Raw genomic sequence first — 15,983 nt, 5'->3', positions numbered from 1 at the left:
GGGTAGATAAACATGTCGAAATCATATCGTGACGGACTGCCGATAAGTTCCGAGAAATTCGTCGACCAGTTGATGCGCCTCAAGCGCGGCTCGATCGGCCGCCGCGACTTCCTCGGCCTTACCGGCCTTGGCATTGCCACGGCGGTGATGGCGCGCGAGATCGGCATCATGCCGACACCGGCCTTCGCCGCGGAAAGCCTTGGCGACCGCATGTCGATCGCCACCTGGCCGAACTATCATGATCCGGCGACCTTCGAGAACTTCAAGAAGGACACCGGCGTCGCCGTCGAGGTCAATGTGTTCGGCTCCAATGAGGAGATGCTGGCCAAGCTGCAGGCCGGAGCCTCGGGCTGGAGCCTGTTCGTGCCGACCAACTACACGATTTCCACCTACAAGAAACTCGGCATCATCGAGCCGCTGGAGATGGCGAAGCTGCCGAATTTCGACGGCTCGCAGCAAGATCCCCGCTTCACTGGGGAAGGCACGATCGATGCGGTGACCTATGCGGTGCCGAAGAACTGGGGCACCACCGGCTTTGCCGTCAACACGAAGAAGCTGACCAAGCCGATGACCACCTGGAAGGAGTTCTGGGATACCGCCATGGCCGAAGGCGACAGCCGCACCATGGTGCACGACTACCAGCTGACCACGATCGGCAATGCGCTGAAATATTACGGCTATTCGTTCAACTCGTTGAAGCAAGACGAGCTCGCCAAGGCGGAGGAACTGCTGCTCAAGGTCAAGCCGCATCTGTTCGCGGTCTCCTCCGACTACCAGCCGGGCATGCGCGCCGGCGACGCCTGGATGACGATGTGCTGGACGAACGATGGCGCGCAGTTGCATCGCGACATTCCCGAGATCGCCTATGTGCTGGGCAAGGAAGGCGGCGAGATCTGGACCGATTTCTACGCCATTCCGAAAGATGCGCCGAACAAGCCGGCCGGCTACGCCCTGCTCAACTACCTGATGAACCCGCAGGTGGCGGTGAAGGAGCATCTGGCCAATGGTGCGCCGTCGACCGATGCGCGGGTCAACAAGCTGCTGCCCAAGGAAGTGCTCGACAATCCGATCCTCTATCCGGCGGCCGACCTGTTGACGCCGCTGGAATTCGGCGCGGCGGCAACGCTGACAGATCCCGGCCGCGCAGAGCTGATGGCGCGCTTCAAGTCGGCCTGAGGGGCGGTCTGGCGCGGACAATTGACCGGCGGGCATATGTCCGCCGGTATCGGGGCGGTTTTCAATGCGCGGCAATAGATTTCGTCACAACCTCACGACCGCCATGCTGCTCGGTCCGGCGACCGCGTGGCTGGTGGTGTTTCTGGTGCTGCCATTCATTGCCATCGCGGTGTTCAGCGTCGGCGAACGGGCGCCGGAAGGCGGCTATCAAGCGGCTTTCACCTTCGCGCAATATGCCAATCTTCCGGCGCGGGCGGCTGCCTTCTGGAACACGATGGTGCTGGCGCCGATAGGGGCGCTCGCCTGTCTGCTCGTCGCTTATCCCGTTGCTTATTATCTTGCTCTGCGCGCACCGCAGCGCTGGCGGCTGATCCTGCTGGCGCTAGTCGTCATTCCGTTCTGGACCAGCCTTTTGATGCGGACCTATGCCTGGATGTATATCCTGGGCGGGCGCGGCATCCCGGCTCTGCTGTCCTATATCGGTTTCGAGGATATCAGGCTGATCAACACGCCGGGCGCGGTGCTGCTCGGCATCGTCTATGGCTACCTGCCGCTGATGATCCTGCCGATCTATGTCAGCCTTGAGCGGCTCGACCGCCGGCTGCTGGAAGCCTCCGCCGATCTCGGCGCGACGCCGCTCTCGACCTTCCTCGGCGTGACCCTGAAACTGTCGCTGCCGGGCGTGATGACCGGCTTCTCGCTGGTCATGATCCTGCTGCTGGGCGAATATCTGATCCCGACGCTGCTTGGCGGCGGCAAGGTGTTCTTTATCGGCAATGCGCTGGTCGACCTGTTCCTGCAATCGCGCAACTGGCCGTTCGGTTCGGCCATCGCGATCACGCTGGTGCTGGTTTCGGTGGTGGTGCTGATTGCCGCCAATCGCATTTCGACCCGGGTTTCGGGCGCCCGCCGGGTGGATTTGATCTGATGCGCGCCTTCGTCATTGTGGTGTTCGCCTTCCTCTATCTGCCGATCGCACTGGTCGTGCTGTTCTCCTTCAACGCCGGCCACCATGCCAGCGAGTTCACCGGCTTTTCGGTGCAATGGTACGGCAAGGCGCTGGCGAACCCGTTCCTGGTCGAAGCGCTGAAGAACAGCCTGTTCATCGCCACCACCAGCGCCTTGCTGGCGGCGTTGTGCGGCACTGCGGCGGCACTCGGCCTGGCGCGCGTCGGCATCAGAACACGCGCGGTCTTCGATGCGCTTCTGGGCGCCGCGATCGTCGTTCCGGGCGTCGTCATCGGCATTTCGACACTGGTCGCGCTCGTCCAGCTGTTCACGGTCGTCAATCCGTTCCTCGCCTCGATCTGGCCCGACGACCAGCCGCCGCGCCTGGCGCTCGGCTACGGCTCGATCATCGCGGCGCACGGCCTGTTCTCCATGGCGCTGGTGACGATGATCGTCGGCACGCGTCTCGGCAGCCTCGACCGCAATCTGGTCGAGGCGTCGAGCGATCTCTACGCCACGCCATTGACGACGTTCCGCTCGATCGTGCTGCCGCAGATCATGCCGGCCGTCGTTGCCGGTTTCCTGCTCGCCTTCACCTTCTCCTTCGACGATTTCATTGTGGCCTTCTTCGTCGCCGGGGCGCAGACGACGCTGCCGATCTATGTCTTCGCGTCGATCCGGCGCGGCGTGACGCCGGAGATCAACGCCATCGCGACGATCGTGCTCGTCGCTTCCGTGCTGCTTGTGGTGCTTGCCCAATGGCAATTGCGCCAGCGCAAGCCGTCGAACTGAAAGTCGCATCATGATCCTCAAAGACCGCATCGCCGTCGTGACCGGCGCCGGCTCCGGCATCGGGCGCGCCGGCGCCATGATCATGGGCAGGGAAGGCGCGGTGGTCGTCATCGCCGACAGGGATCAGGCCGCCGGCGAAGCAACGGCTTCGGACATAAGGGCAGTGGGCGGGCAGGCCGAGGCGATCGCCACTGACGTCGCGGACGATGGGGCGCTGGAAAAGCTCATTGCCGGCACGATCGAGAGGCACAGGCGCATCGACATCCTGCACAATCACGCCGGCATCCAGGTCGGCGGAACGCTGACCGAGGTCGAGGTCGGCGGCATGGACGCGTCATGGCGGGTCAATGTGCGGGCGCAGTTCCTGGCGGCCAGGATGGTCATGCCGTCGATGGTCGCACGAGGCGGTGGTGTCATCCTCAATACCGCCTCCAATTCGGGCGTGTTCTACGACCGCGAGATGATCGCTTACGCCACTTCCAAACACGCGGTAGTGGCAATGACGCGGCAGATGTCGCTCGACTATGCCCGGCACAATGTCCGCGTCAACGCGCTCTGCCCGGGCTGGGTCGACACGCCGTTCAACGAACCGTTCATCGCCCAGATGGGCGGACGCGAGGCGATCGAAACCTATGTCCGCACCAAGATTCCGATGGGACGCTGGGCCAGCGCCGATGAGATCGCGGAAGCGATCCTGTTCCTCGTCTCCGACCGCTCATCCTTCATGACCGGCCAGGCGCTGGTAATCGACGGCGGTGAAAGTATCGGCTGAGACTTGTGCTTTCTTTATCAATTGCCCTGTTTCAAAGCCTTTCCGATATACCACGTCACGACTTTCACCCATGCCGCTGGATTCCGGCAGGACTATAGTCCTGCCGGCATGGGACTTCAGTGCCATCGCCGTTCAAGAGCGCTGATTCGTGTTTAATATCAGATGGTTATGCTTCGGGCTGATCGGCAGATCGCGTATTGAGACAGCATTTGTCTAAAGTTTACTCTGTACAATTAGCGATTTCTCATAGGACGGTCACTAGCGGTCGGGCCAGGTGACGATTCCCGAGGAGATTACCATGACAAACCGGAAAACTCTGTTCGCGGCGCTTGCCGCATTGGCGCTTCTGGCGTCTCCGGCGCTCGCCGGAGCCGGCGGCAACGGGCACGGCGGCGGCAATGGCGGTGGCAACGGCAACGGCGGGGGCAATGCCGGCGGTAACGGCGGCAATAGCAATGGCAAGAGCGGCGGTTCGCACGGCAAGTCTTCGTCGGCTCGGGGGCAGGTGGCAAAGGCCAAAACGGACGACACCACGGTCGACAAGACCACAAAGGTCTCGTCGGTTCCCAAGGAGAAGAACATCCACGCCAAGCTCGGTCGGCTGAACTCGCTTCAGCGCAACATCAACGCCTATATGAACTCGAAGAGCAAGAAGTTCGCTGCCATCCAGGCCTTCGTGACGCAGTCCGCCAAAGCCAAGGTTGCTCAGGCCGCCGCTGAAGCGGCCCAGGAGAAGCTGGATGCGCTGAATTCTCAGTTGACCGCGCTGACGTCGCTGACGCCCGAGCAGATTGCGGCCATGACGCCCGAAGATCAGGCGGCCTTGCCTGGGAGGATAACGGATCTGGAGGCCGAAATCACTGCCCAGGAGGCAGAGGTCACCGCCGCCAATGAGGCGGCTGCCGCGGCAGAGGTCGGCACCGATGATGCATCGCTCGACGCGGCACTGGCGGATATGGCCAACAAGCCGGTCGACGCTGCGGTCACGTCCTGGGCTCAGGGCGTCCTTGCCGACAAGATCGACCAGACGGCCGCCGCGATGGAAGCAGAAACGACGCCGTAACGACTTGCCGTTGAAACGGCAGTAGCCAATCGAAGAAAGATGCCGCCGGGTTTCGCCCGGCGGCATCGCTTTTTCCCGGCCATGGACTGGCTATCCCAGGATAGCCACCGAGCTGGCTATCCGGAGCTGGCGAGGTTCGAAACACTCAGACGTGCTTGCGGCCACCGGTCTCGCGGAACCAGCTGTCGGGGTACGGATACCACCATTCCTGGATTGCAGGCTTGTGGTCGATGATCACCATTTTGGAGCGGCGGAAGGCGTCGAGCCCCTGGCGTCCGAGCTCGCGGCCGAGGCCCGAGGCCTTCCAGCCGCCGAAGGGCAGGGCATCATTGTCGATCAGCGGGTTGTTGACCCAGACCATTCCGGCTTCGAGCCGTTCAGCCGCCTCGTGGGCTTCGGCCAGATCGGTGGTGAAGACAGAGGCGCCGAGCCCGAACGGGCTGTCATTGGCAAGCCGGATCGCCTCGTCGAAATCCCTGACCCGGCAGATGGCGGCGACCGGTCCAAAGCATTCTTCGCGCACGATTGCCATGTCCGGGGTGACGCCGGTCAGGATCGTCGGCTCGTAGAACCAGCCCGTGTTGTGTGCCGGAGGGATGCGTCCGCCGGTGACCGCCTCGGCGCCGTGGGCGATGGCATCGTCGACCAGCCGCATGACCTTGGTGCGAGCGGCCTCGCTGACCAGCGGGCCGATCTCGGTCTTGTCCATGCCGTTGCCGATGCGCAGCGCCCGGGTCCTTTCGGCGAACAGCGCGACGAAGCGGTCATGAACGGCATCGACGACGAAGAAACGCTCGGCGGAGGTGCAGACCTGGCCGGTGAGATGGAAGGCCGCGGTGACGCTGCCGGCCGCCGCGATCTCAAGCGGGGCATGCTCGCTTATGATCAGCGGATCGCTGCCGCCGGCCTCGATGACGCAAGGTTTCATGCGTTCGGCGCAGGCCACCGCCACCGCCTTGCCGGCGGCGACCGAGCCGGTGAAGGCAACCGCATGGGTGCGTTCGGAGGCGATCAGCGCCTGCGCCGTGGCCGCTCCACCAGGCAGGCAGGAGACCAGCCCTTCCGGCAGCGAGCGGAACACGGTCATGTAGTCCAGCGTCGACAGCGTCGTCGCCTCGGCCGGCTTGATGACGCAGGCATTGCCGGCGGCGAGCGATGCGGCGACCGTCCAGCACATCAGCAGGATCGGGAAGTTGTAGGGCATGATGTGGACGGATACGCCATAGGGCTCGTAGCGCGCATACTGGAACGAACCGGCCTGCGTCGTGCCGGCGATCTTGCCGGCATCGTCGCGCGCCATCTCGGCGTAGTAGCGGAAGATCGGCGCGCAGTTGGCGATCTCGCCGATCGCTTCGGGGTAGGGCTTGCCCATCTCGCGCACCATCAGCTCGGCGCAGCGGGTGAAGTTGGCCACCTCGATGGCGTTGGCGACGGCATGCAGGTGCTTGGCGCGGCTCTTGGCGTCGAGCTTTTTCCAGGCGGCCTGCGCCCTGGTCGCGGTGGTGAGCACGGCATCGATCTCGCTATCGCTGGCTGCAGCGATGGCGCCGACTGTTTCGATCGTCGCCGGATCGATCACCGGCTTTGCCGTGCCTGCCATCGGCTGGTAGTCCGGGTTGACGAAGAAGGTCGGCCGGTCAGGGGAGAAATCCATGGACATCCTCTCGGATCCGCTCAGCGGATCATGTAGACCTTCTTGATCGTCTCATGGACGGTGCAGACGCCCTTCCAGTCCTGCGGGAAGAAAGCTGCGGTGTCCGGTTCGATCTCGATGACCTCGCCGGATTCGTGGACGTAGGTGCAGCGTCCTTCGAGGAAGTGGCAGAACTCGTCGCGGGTGACATGGCAGTGCCATTTGCCTGGTGTGCAGACCCAAAGCCCGCATTCGGAGCGGCCTTCCGGCCCCTTGTACAGCAGCTTGCCCGAGGTGTGGGATTGCCCCTCGATCATGGTCGGGATGACGCCCCAGTCGACGAGGTCGGTAATGGTGAGCGGGGATTTCATGATGGGTGTGGTCATGTCGATTTCCTTGAAAAGAGTGCTCAGCGGCACATGAAGGCCTTGGTCAGCGTTTGCCTGATGATGGAGATGCCGGTCCAGCCGGCGGGGAAGAACACCAGCGTGCCGGCCTCGACCGGGATCTCTTCGCCGTCGTCATGGACATAGCTGCCACGGCCTGAGAGGAAATGGCAGAACTCGTCGGCGCCAAAGGTGACCTTGCGCGTACCCGGCGTGCATGACCACAGGCCGCATTCGCTCGATCCGTCCGGGTTCCGGGACAGGACCCTGCCCGAGGCGCGCGGCGAACCGGCGAGCGTGTTGCTGCCCGCGCCCCAGTCCTCCAGTTCCACGCTCGAGGCCTTCGGCCAGTACGGTGTCGGCATGTCGTCAAGCTCCGTGGTCAGGCCAGCATGTAGACGTTGCGCATGGTCTCATGCACGGTGCATTCACCCGTCCAGCCGGCAGGGAACATGACCACGGTCCCGGCGGAGATTTCTATCAGCTCACCGACATCGGACCGGTAGGTCGCGCGGCCGGCGACGAAATGGCACAATTCATCGCGCGGGATGCTCAGGCGCCAGCGGCCTGGCGTGCACACCCAGATGCCGGATTCCGGCTGGTTGTTCGGGCCTTTGTGCACGAGTTTGCCGGTCGAGTGGGAGGCACCGTCCAACGCATCCGGCTGGGCGCCCCAGTCGACGAGATCGGCGCGGGTGGAGGCCTGGTGGAGGTGGGGAGCGGAGGAGGTCATAGCAGCGTCTCCAGCAACCCGGCTGCTTTCTCCGGCCCATTCTGCGCGCGCATCTGCGCCGATGTCTTCGCCAGCTTGGCTTTCATCGCCGGGTCGGTCAGGCAGGTTTCGATCTTGGCAATCAGCTCGGCATCGGTCCAGTCGTAGCGCGGCATGCCGAAGCCGTGGCCGGTTTCCTCTACGCGGGTGGCGTTGTCGTGGCCGTCCCAGACATAGGGCATGATGATCGCCGGCTTGCCGAAATAGAGGCACTCGGTGAAGGAGTTGTTGCCGCCATGGTGGATCACCGCATCGACCTGCGGGATAACCGAAGGCTGCGGGAACCAGCTCTCGACGATCACGTTGGCGGGCACGTCCGTGTACTGGTCCTTGTAGCCGCCGACATTGACCAGAGCCCGGTAGCGCGTCTTGCCCAGCGTCGCGATAATGCGCTTCAACAGGTCGACATCGCCGGCGCCGAGGCTGCCGAAGGAGACATAGAGCAGCGGCCCGTCATTGTTTTTGGCGAATGTCGGCACCGTGTAGGGTTTCTCCTGCCGCACGCAGCCTTCCAGATACTGGAACTTTGCCGGGTCGAGCGGGTGGCGGCGCTTGAACTTTGCCGCTTCGGGATAGAGCAGCAGGTTCAAATAGGGCGAGGCCTCGAAGAACTGGCCGATCGGATAAGGCGCCTCGTTGTTGGCGGCGAGGAAGGCGTTGAAGTCGTCATGGATCGGCTTGATCACCGCGTTGAAATGATCGCGGTAGCGCTGGTGACCGGCGTGGTCGTTCTCGCCGCAGCCGGAGAGATGGGGCGGGATGTCCTCGTCGTCGATCTCGTTTTCCGAGCAGGAGATGACGCGCACCCAGGGTTTGCCGAACTGCTTGATGGCCGGAAACAGGATGACGTTGTCGACGCAGATCACATCCGGCTTGATGGCTGAGAGAACGCGCGGCAGATCCTTCTGCGCCCATTTGGCGCTGTCGACGATCGCCGTCCAGCAATCCTTGACGTAATTGTCGACCTGATCGTAAGGCGATTTGCGGAAGTTCGGGATGTGGCCGTTGATGAAATCCTCCCAGAATTTCGCCATCTGCTCGGGCGGCATCGGCTCCGACAGGTTCACCGGATGCGCCTCGAAACCGTAGCCCTTGTAGACATCGACAAAGCCGGGGTCGGACAGGAAAACGGCTTTGTGGCCGCGCGCCTCGACCGCCTGGGCGATGCCGACGGAATTGAGCGCCGGGCCGTAGGCCGCTTCTGGAAAAAACGCGATCGTCTTCTGCGCCATCAGGCTTCTCCTTTATTCTGCGAAAACTCTGACATCGGCGGCGTCCCAGCCGAGTTCGACCTGATCTCCCGACGCGACCGGCCGGCGGTCGGCGGCATCAGCGGTGACGCGCACCAGGAACGGCTTTGGGGACAGAGGTGTGCGGACATGCAGCTGTAGGTCGAGCCCCTGATAGGCCAGCGCCTCGACCGTGCCGGTGGTGCGGTTGGCGGTCTCCACCGATGGGAACAGCCGGATGCGCTCGGGCCGCACCGACGCGACAGCAGATGCACCGGCTGTGAGTGTGGCGGGCACTTTGCCGGCGATACGCGCTCCGTTGGCAGCCACTACACCGTCGGTGGCGGCTTTACCGGGCACAAAATTCATCACGCCGATGAAGTCGGCGACGAAACGGTCGGCCGGATGCTCGTAGATCGCGTGCGGCGTGTCGCATTGCAGCAGTCTGCCGTCTTTGAGCACCGCCATGCGGTCGGCCATCACAAGCGACTCCTCCTGGTCGTGGGTGACGATGACGAAGGTAATGCCGACCTCGTGCTGCAGGCGCTTCAGTTCCAGCTGCATGGCGCCGCGCAGTTTCTTGTCGAGCGCGCCAAGCGGCTCGTCGAGCAGCAGCAGGCGCGGCCGCTTGACCAGCGCGCGGGCGAGCGCGACGCGCTGCTTCTGGCCGCCCGACAGTTGCTCCGGCTTGCGGTCGGTGAAGGGGACCAGCTCGGTTGTCGCCAGGATGGCGTCGACGCGGGAGCGGATTTCCGACGCCGGCAAGCGCTCCATCTCCAAGCCGTAGGAGACGTTGGCGCGGACGCTCATATGCGGAAACAGCGCGTAGGACTGGAACATCAGATTGACCGGCCGCTTGTTGGGCGGGGTTTTGGCAATGTCGCGGCCGTCGAGCAGGATGCGCCCCTCATTGGGCGTCTCGAAGCCTGCCAGCATGCGCAGCAGCGTGGTCTTGCCGCAGCCCGACGGGCCGAGCAGCGCGAAGAACTCATTCTCGCGGATGTCGAGCGAGATGCCGTCGACGGCGGTCACCCGGCCGAAATTTTTCGACACATGATCGATGGCCAGAAGCGTGCGGGGTTCGCTCATTGGCCTATGATCCCACGGTTGAGCCGCTGCGACAGGGTCAGCGCGGTGATCGAGACCGCCATGACTATGGTCGCCAGCGCGTTGATCTCCGGCGTGATGCCGAAGCGGATCATGGCGTAGATCTGCATCGGCAGCGTCGTCGATGCGCGGCCGGCGCCGGCGGTGAAGAAGGCGATGATGAACTCGTCGACCGAGAGCGTGAAGGCGAGCAGCGCGCCGGCGATCACCGCCGGCGCGATGACCGGCAATGTCACCCGCCTGAACGTGGTGAGCGCGGAGGCGCCGAGATCAGCGGAGGCCTCGACGATCGACCAGTCGAAGCTCTTCAGCCTTGCGCGCACCACCGAGCAGACGAAGGCGAGATTGAAGACGACATGGGCGAGGATGATCGTGTGCAGGCCCATGGTCAGGTTGAGCATGGAGAACAACGACAGCAGCGCGATCGCCAGCACGATGTCGGGAATGATCATCGGCGCGAAGATCAGCGCTTCGAGGCCCTTGCCGTACTGCCGGCGCATCTCGATGCCGATCGCCAGCAGCGTGCCGAGCAATGTTGCGATTGCGGTCGACACCAGCGCCACGATCAGCGTGTTGAGCGCAGCGGACAGGATGGCGCTGTTCGAGGCCAGCGAGGCATACCATTTCAGCGAGAATCCCGACCATGCGGTCGGCAGCCCACCTTCGTTGAAAGACAGCGCCACCAGCACGGCGATCGGGATGTAGAGGAAAGCGAAGACCAGGCTCAGCACGAGCCAGAGCGTGCGCCGCGTGGCGGGGGAGCGCTCAGCCATCGGTGCCTCCGCCGGCTTGCGCGGCGTGGCCCGAGGCGCGATTGGCGGCCAGCGCCTGCGCCATCAGCACCAGAAGCATGATGGCGATCAGCGCCATCGCGAGCGCGGCGCCGAACGGCCAGTCGTTGGCGGTCAGGAACTGGTCGTAGACGAGGTTGCCGATCATCTGGAAGCGGCCGCCGCCGAGCAGCGCGGGCGTGACGAAATTGCCGATCGACAGCACGAAGACAAACACTGCGCCGGCGGCAATGCCCGGCACGGTCAGCGGCAGGATGACACGGCGGAATGTGGTGGCGGCGGAGGCGCCGAGGTCACGCGAGGCCTCGGCGAGTTCCGGGTTGAGGCGCGACAGTGGCGCGTAGCAGGCGAGGATGACGAAGGGCAAATAGTTGTAGACGAGGCCGGCGATGACCGCGCCTTCCGTATAGAGCATCGATGGTGGCTCGCCGGTGTAGCCGAACCAGCGCAACAACTGCGTGATCAGGCCTTCGCGGTTGAGCAGCACGATCCACGCATAGGTGCGGATGAGGTAATTGGACCAGAACGGCAGCACGGCGAAGAACAGGAACACCGGCTGCCACCGGCGCGGGGCGGCTGCGATGGCGTAGGCGGCGGCATAGCCGATCACCACCGCGATCAGGGTGGCGGTGCCGGCGATGCGCGCCGAATTGAGGAAGATGCCGGCATAGAGCGGGTCGAAGACCAGGCCGAAATTCTCCAGCGTGAAGGTGTATTCGATGCCGCCATAGATGCCGCGCCGGAAGAAGGCGAGCGCCAGCACCAGCGCGCACGGCACCACTATCAAGGCGGCGAGCCATGCCAGCGCCGGGGCCATCAGGAGGGAGGAGCGGGAGGGGGTGTATTTCACGGAGGAGCGCCCCCCTCTGGCCTGCCGGCCATCTCCCCCTCAAGGGGGGAGATCAGCAGCTCGAACCTCTCGCTTACATCCAGATATCGAAGATTGGCGAAAGCGACGCCACAGCCAATCTCCCCCCTTGAGGGGGAGATGGCCGGCAGGCCAGAGGGGGGCGACATGGAACGCAAGCTTAATTCCAAGATGCTGTTGGAACAGTCCCTACTGCGCCGCCTTGATCTCGCTGACGATCTTCGAATAGTCGCGCTGGGCGTCGCCGACGTCACGCAACTGCTCGAACTTGACGAGATCGGCCACCGGCATCGCCATGTTGGGGAATTTGGCCAGGAAATCGGCCGGCAGGCTTTCCATGGCTGGCTTGTTCGGCACCTTGTAGTCGATGTTCTGCGCCGCCCAGGCGTGGTTCTTGGCGTCGAGCATGAAGTTGATGAACTGGAAGGCGGCATCCTTGTTGGCGGAGGCCTTCATCACCACCATCGTGTCAACCCAGAGGTCGGAGCCTTCCTTGGGAATGACGTATTTGATCTCTGGCTTTTCGGCGATGCCGTAATTGCACCAGCCGTCCCATGCCTGCACCATCAGCGCCTCGCCGGACACCAGCTTGGAATAGAAGGTGGTGTCGTCATAGGCGAGCAGGGTCTTCTTGGCCGAGATCAGCAGATCCTTGACCTCAGCCATCTTGGCCGGGTCGGTTTCGTTGACCGAATAGCCCTTGTCGAGCTGGCCAGCAGCCAGCAGCCAGCGGTCGGTCGCCAGCATGGTGGTCTTGCCCTTCAATTCGTCGGATGGCGCGAGCAGGTCGCTCCAGCTGGTGGGCGCAACCTTCATCAGGTCCGAACGGTAGCAGAGGCCGGTCGTGCCCCAGGTGTAGGGCACCGAGAATGCATTGCCGGCATCGTGCGGCAGCTTGGTTGCCTCGGGATAGAGATTGGTGAGGTTCGGGATCTTGGCGTGGTCGATCGGCTCGGTCAGGCCGAGCTTGTTCAGCACCTCGGCGAAGGGCGAAGAAACGAAGACCACGTCATAGCCCTTGCCGCCGGCGGCGATGAGCTTGCCCATGATCTCTTCATTGGTGGCGTGCACCACCACTTCGCCCGACACGCCGGTGGCGGTCTTGAAGGCGGCCATGGCGTCAGGCGCCATGTAGCCGTCCCAGTTGGAAATGACGAGGTCGGCAGCCGTCGCCGGCGCGGACAGCGCCAAGGCCAGGCCAAGTGCGATCGAAGATGTTTTCAGCGCACGGCGCCGCAGGCTGGTAGCGGTCATGACAGACTCCCATTTCGGTTGATCGTCGAATTGCATTCGCCGGACCAACGCCTGCGACCCTTGCCGCTGCCTCGATCCCGTTCCCTCGGTCTTTTTCTCGCCGATTGCCCTGACAGTACTATTGCAGAAAAAAGTACGTCAATCCATAATTTGCTAAGCGATCGTGGAATCTGGCCGATTGCGTCCGTGCGGGCGATCGGTCAGATCAATGCGGTCATGTCGTTTTCCACGAGACCAGTCATGCAAGCCGCAGCCCGACGACCTCGCACCAACCACCTCGATCTGGCGCAGCGCATCCTGGATGTGGCGCGGCAGCGCGGTTTTGAGCCCGGCGCACGCTTGCCGGAGCAGCAGATCGCTTCGTTGTGCAATGTCTCGCGCACGCCGGTGCGGGCGGCTCTCGGCCTGCTCGCTGAACGGGGTGTCGTGCGCTGGGAGGCAGATTCCGGTTATCACCTGGCCATCGACCTCACCGCGCAGGCTTCAGTCGCCACGGAACTGCCCGCCGCCGAGGAGGACGAGTTGGCCGAGGCGATCCTGCGCGACCGGTCGGCGCGTCGGCTGGACCAGACGGTGACCGTCGCGGGGCTGATACGGCGCTACAGTGCCGAGCGCAAGACGGTACTAAAAGCACTTAACAAACTGACCGAAGAGAATTTGTTGGACCGAGCGCCTGGCCAGTCCTGGCTGTTTCGGCGCACGCCCGACGATCCAGAGGCGCAAGGCGACAGCTATGAGTTCCGCTTGCTGCTGGAACCCGCGGCCATCCTGACGCCGGGCTTCCGGCTGGACGGCGCGCGGGCGGCGACGTTGCGCCAGGCTATGGAAGCGCTGGTGGCGCTGCCGGACGCCGCATTCGATACACGCGAGTTCCAGCGGCTGGACATCGATTTTCACGGCATGCTCGCTGAGGGCTGCGCCAACCGCTTCGTTGCTGATGCGCTGGCCGATCATCTCAGGCTGCGCCGGCTGCCGGGCATCTATGCCGGCGTCAACGTCTTCCGCCTGCGGCAATCGCTGCGCGAACACCTTGTTATACTCGACCATCTTGAAAGCCTGCAGTATGAGGTGGCGGCCGATCTGCTTCGTATCCACCTGCGGCTTTCCCGCAACCAGCGACCGCAGGCGGCCAGTCGCGGGGCGCCCGCCCTGTTCGGCATGATCAGCCGGCCGGAATGACGAGGAATAATTGACGCGTAAAGCCAGCCCGACCATCGCGCTGTTTCCCGAAGCCAGTTTCGGCGCGGCGTTGAATTGCGTCGGCATCGCGCAGGCATTGCGTGCCAAGGGAGCCCGGCCCGTCTTCATTTGCCATGCCGGCTTTTCCGGCGTCTTTGCCGACTATGGTTTCCAGGAATACCAGCTGCCGACCGACGAGCCGCTGAGCGACAGCGAACGCCAGAGCTATTGGCAGGCCTTCGTGCGCCGGCACCTGCCGCATTTCCGGCTGAGCCCGATCGACCAGCTGGAAACCTATGTCGCGCCGACCTGGCAGGCCATCGTCGACACTGCGGTCAATGCCGAGGCGCCGCTGCGCCAATTGCTGGCGCGGCTGAAGCCGGACGCGGTGGTGCTCGACAATGTCATCATGTTCCCGGCGATATCAGCCGCCGGCTGTCCCTGGGTGCGTGTCGTCTCCTGCGCCGAGACCGAGCTGCCGGACACCAATGTGCCGCCCTACCTGTCGGGGCTTGGTGCGGATGACCCGCAACGCGCGGCGTTCGAGGCAAGGTATCTGGCGGCTTGCGCGCCCGCACATGACCGCTTCAATCGCTTTCGCATGGATGCCGGCCTGGCGTCGCTGCCGAAGGGCCTGTTCCTCGAGGCGTCGCCCGACCTCAATTTGCTGCTGACGCCTTCGATCGTGCGTCGTGAGCGCGCCGAGCCGCTCGATCCCACGCGCTTCGTCTATCTCGAAGGCTGCGTGCGCTCGGAAGGGCCGTTCGAAGTGCCGGTGTTTCCGCGCAACAAGGGGCCGCTAGTCTATGTCAGCTTCGGCAGCCTCGGCGCCATGGATGTCGGCCTGATCGAGCGCATGCTGGTCGTCTTCGACAGGCTGCCGGCGCGCTTTATTGTCAATGCCGGCGGCCTGCGCGACGCCTACCGTGCGGTGCCGGACAATGTCTATCTCGACGCCTGGTTTCCGCAGCCCTCGGTGGTGGCGAAGTCAGACCTGTTCATCCATCACGGCGGCAACAACAGCTTTTGCGAAGCGCTGCGCTTCGGCGTGCCGTCACTGATCATGCCCTATTGCTGGGACGGACACGACAATGCGCGCCGCGCCGGAGAAACCGGCGTCGGTGACCATATCGGCCGCGACGCCTGGACCGAAGGAGTGTTGGAGAAAGCGATTCTCGGCCTGCTGGCCGACGATGCCATGCGCGCCCGCCTCAAGGACAATGCAGCCCAAATGGCGCTGAAACCTGGAACGGATGTGGCCGCCCAAGCCATACTCTCTTTGATACGGACATGAACGAAATGCCTGACAACAACACGAATATCTCGCTCTCCAGCGGCAACGACGCCAAGGCCTGGCTGGCCCGGCACGGGATCAACGAAGTCGAGTGCCTGGTGCCCGACACGAACGGCGTCCTGCGCGGCAAGGCCTTGCCGACGGCCAAATTCCTCCAGGCGCTGGAAGATCGCGCGCTCTATCTGCCGAGCAGCGCTTTCCTGGTCAGCATCGACGGCCGCTACTCCGGCTCGATCGACGAGGGTTTTGCCTATTCGGACCCGGACATGCGCATGGTGCCCGATGTCTCGACGCTGTGCCTGGCGCCGGGTGCCGCTCCCGGCAAGGCCTATGTCTTCGCCGATGCCTTCCATATGGACGACCGGCCCTGGATGGCCTCGCCGCGCCATGTGCTGCGCGCCGTGCTCGACCTCTACGCCAGGCGCGGCTGGCGGGCGGTGGTGGCGCCGGAGCTCGAATTTTATCTGACCGCGCCCAATCCCGATCCGGACCAGCCGCTGACCGCTCCGATCGGCGCCAATGGCCGTGCCGAGGGTGTGCAGCATCCCTATGACATGGCCGCGCTCGAGGAGTTCGAGCCGGTGATCCGCCGAGTCTATGACTATGCGGCGGCGGCCGGCCTGCCGCTCGACACGCTGATCCATGAATCGGGTACGGCGCAGCTTGAGATCAACTTCCTGCATGGCGATGCGCTGCCGCTGGCCGACAAGGTGCTGCTG

16 protein-coding genes and 1 pseudogene are annotated in these 15,983 nt (G+C 63.8%); 8 read left to right on the top strand and 9 right to left on the bottom strand.

What is annotated here, in order from left to right; genetic code table 11:
- Window positions 1-12: 12 nt before the first annotated feature.
- The 5 genes from EN939_RS03770 to EN939_RS03750 all read left to right on the top strand — a co-directional run bounded on the left by EN939_RS03770 (window position 13) and on the right by EN939_RS03750 (window position 4,751).
- Window positions 13-1,176 carry an ABC transporter substrate-binding protein gene (locus EN939_RS03770; protein ID WP_127266979.1) on the top strand — a complete coding sequence of 388 codons (1,164 nt, stop codon included), beginning with the start codon at window positions 13-15 and terminating at the stop codon, window positions 1,174-1,176.
- Between the two features lie 64 nt (window positions 1,177-1,240).
- On the top strand, window positions 1,241-2,104 hold the full coding sequence (locus tag EN939_RS03765) for an ABC transporter permease (protein ID WP_127266978.1): 864 nt from the start codon (window positions 1,241-1,243) through the stop codon (window positions 2,102-2,104).
- The gene (locus EN939_RS03760; RefSeq protein WP_127266977.1) at window positions 2,104-2,916 is read left to right on the top strand and encodes an ABC transporter permease; all 813 of its coding nucleotides are present in this window, start codon (window positions 2,104-2,106) and stop codon (window positions 2,914-2,916) included. The genes EN939_RS03765 and EN939_RS03760 overlap by 1 nt, the downstream gene beginning before the upstream one ends.
- Window positions 2,917-2,926: 10 nt before the next feature.
- Window positions 2,927-3,688: an SDR family NAD(P)-dependent oxidoreductase gene (locus tag EN939_RS03755; protein ID WP_127266976.1), complete on the top strand. Its 762-nt coding sequence runs from the start codon at window positions 2,927-2,929 to the stop codon at window positions 3,686-3,688.
- Window positions 3,689-3,986: 298 nt separating this feature from the next.
- A complete protein-coding gene (locus EN939_RS03750; protein ID WP_127266975.1) occupies window positions 3,987-4,751 on the top strand; it encodes a hypothetical protein in 765 nt (254 codons plus the stop codon).
- A gap of 145 nt (window positions 4,752-4,896) precedes the next feature.
- On the opposite strand, the gene EN939_RS03745 is transcribed toward EN939_RS03750, so the two are convergent.
- From EN939_RS03745 to EN939_RS03700, 9 genes are all read right to left on the bottom strand, one after another.
- Entirely contained in the window at window positions 4,897-6,405 is a 1,509-nt protein-coding gene (locus EN939_RS03745) for an aldehyde dehydrogenase family protein (RefSeq protein WP_127266974.1), read from the bottom strand.
- Window positions 6,406-6,425: 20 nt separating this feature from the next.
- On the bottom strand, window positions 6,426-6,770 hold the full coding sequence (locus EN939_RS03740; protein WP_013528939.1) for a cupin domain-containing protein: 345 nt from the start codon (window positions 6,768-6,770) through the stop codon (window positions 6,426-6,428).
- A gap of 23 nt (window positions 6,771-6,793) precedes the next feature.
- The gene (locus EN939_RS03735; protein ID WP_127266973.1) at window positions 6,794-7,135 is read right to left on the bottom strand and encodes a cupin domain-containing protein; all 342 of its coding nucleotides are present in this window, start codon (window positions 7,133-7,135) and stop codon (window positions 6,794-6,796) included.
- A 17-nt stretch (window positions 7,136-7,152) separates the two neighbouring features.
- Window positions 7,153-7,503 carry a cupin domain-containing protein gene (locus EN939_RS03730; protein ID WP_127266972.1) on the bottom strand — a complete coding sequence of 117 codons (351 nt, stop codon included), beginning with the start codon at window positions 7,501-7,503 and terminating at the stop codon, window positions 7,153-7,155.
- On the bottom strand, window positions 7,500-8,774 hold the full coding sequence (locus EN939_RS03725; protein WP_127266971.1) for a glycosyltransferase: 1,275 nt from the start codon (window positions 8,772-8,774) through the stop codon (window positions 7,500-7,502). Before EN939_RS03725 ends, EN939_RS03730 begins: the two co-directional genes overlap by 4 nt.
- A 12-nt stretch (window positions 8,775-8,786) precedes the next feature.
- Window positions 8,787-9,860, bottom strand: coding sequence for an ABC transporter ATP-binding protein (locus EN939_RS03720; protein ID WP_127266970.1), 1,074 nt, complete (start codon window positions 9,858-9,860; stop codon window positions 8,787-8,789).
- Window positions 9,857-10,651: an ABC transporter permease gene (locus tag EN939_RS03715; protein ID WP_127266969.1), complete on the bottom strand. Its 795-nt coding sequence runs from the start codon at window positions 10,649-10,651 to the stop codon at window positions 9,857-9,859. Before EN939_RS03715 ends, EN939_RS03720 begins: the two co-directional genes overlap by 4 nt.
- Window positions 10,644-11,486 carry an ABC transporter permease gene (locus tag EN939_RS03710; protein WP_127266981.1) on the bottom strand — a complete coding sequence of 281 codons (843 nt, stop codon included), beginning with the start codon at window positions 11,484-11,486 and terminating at the stop codon, window positions 10,644-10,646. The genes EN939_RS03715 and EN939_RS03710 overlap by 8 nt, the downstream gene beginning before the upstream one ends.
- Window positions 11,487-11,726: 240 nt before the next feature.
- On the bottom strand, window positions 11,727-12,791 hold the full coding sequence (locus EN939_RS03700) for a polyamine ABC transporter substrate-binding protein (protein WP_127266967.1): 1,065 nt from the start codon (window positions 12,789-12,791) through the stop codon (window positions 11,727-11,729).
- 18 nt (window positions 12,792-12,809) lie between these two features.
- Between EN939_RS03700 and EN939_RS03695 the strand changes: the two genes are divergently transcribed.
- The 3 genes and pseudogenes from EN939_RS03695 to EN939_RS03685 form a co-directional block, all read left to right on the top strand.
- Window positions 12,810-13,970, top strand: a complete 1,161-nt coding sequence (locus EN939_RS03695; RefSeq protein ID WP_236382938.1) for a GntR family transcriptional regulator — start codon at window positions 12,810-12,812, stop codon at window positions 13,968-13,970.
- 10 nt (window positions 13,971-13,980) lie between these two features.
- Entirely contained in the window at window positions 13,981-15,264 is a 1,284-nt protein-coding gene (locus EN939_RS03690) for a nucleotide disphospho-sugar-binding domain-containing protein (RefSeq protein ID WP_127266966.1), read from the top strand.
- A gap of 5 nt (window positions 15,265-15,269) precedes the next feature.
- Window positions 15,270-15,983, top strand: a pseudogene (locus EN939_RS03685) (glutamine synthetase); the annotation flags it as partial.

The sequence above is a fragment of the Mesorhizobium sp. M7A.F.Ca.CA.002.05.1.1 genome (assembly GCF_003998335.1).
In the GTDB taxonomy this organism is placed as follows: Bacteria; Pseudomonadota; Alphaproteobacteria; order Rhizobiales; family Rhizobiaceae; genus Mesorhizobium.
The sequence above is the reverse complement of the archived record's forward strand: the minus strand, read 5'-3'. Positions and strand labels throughout refer to the sequence as shown.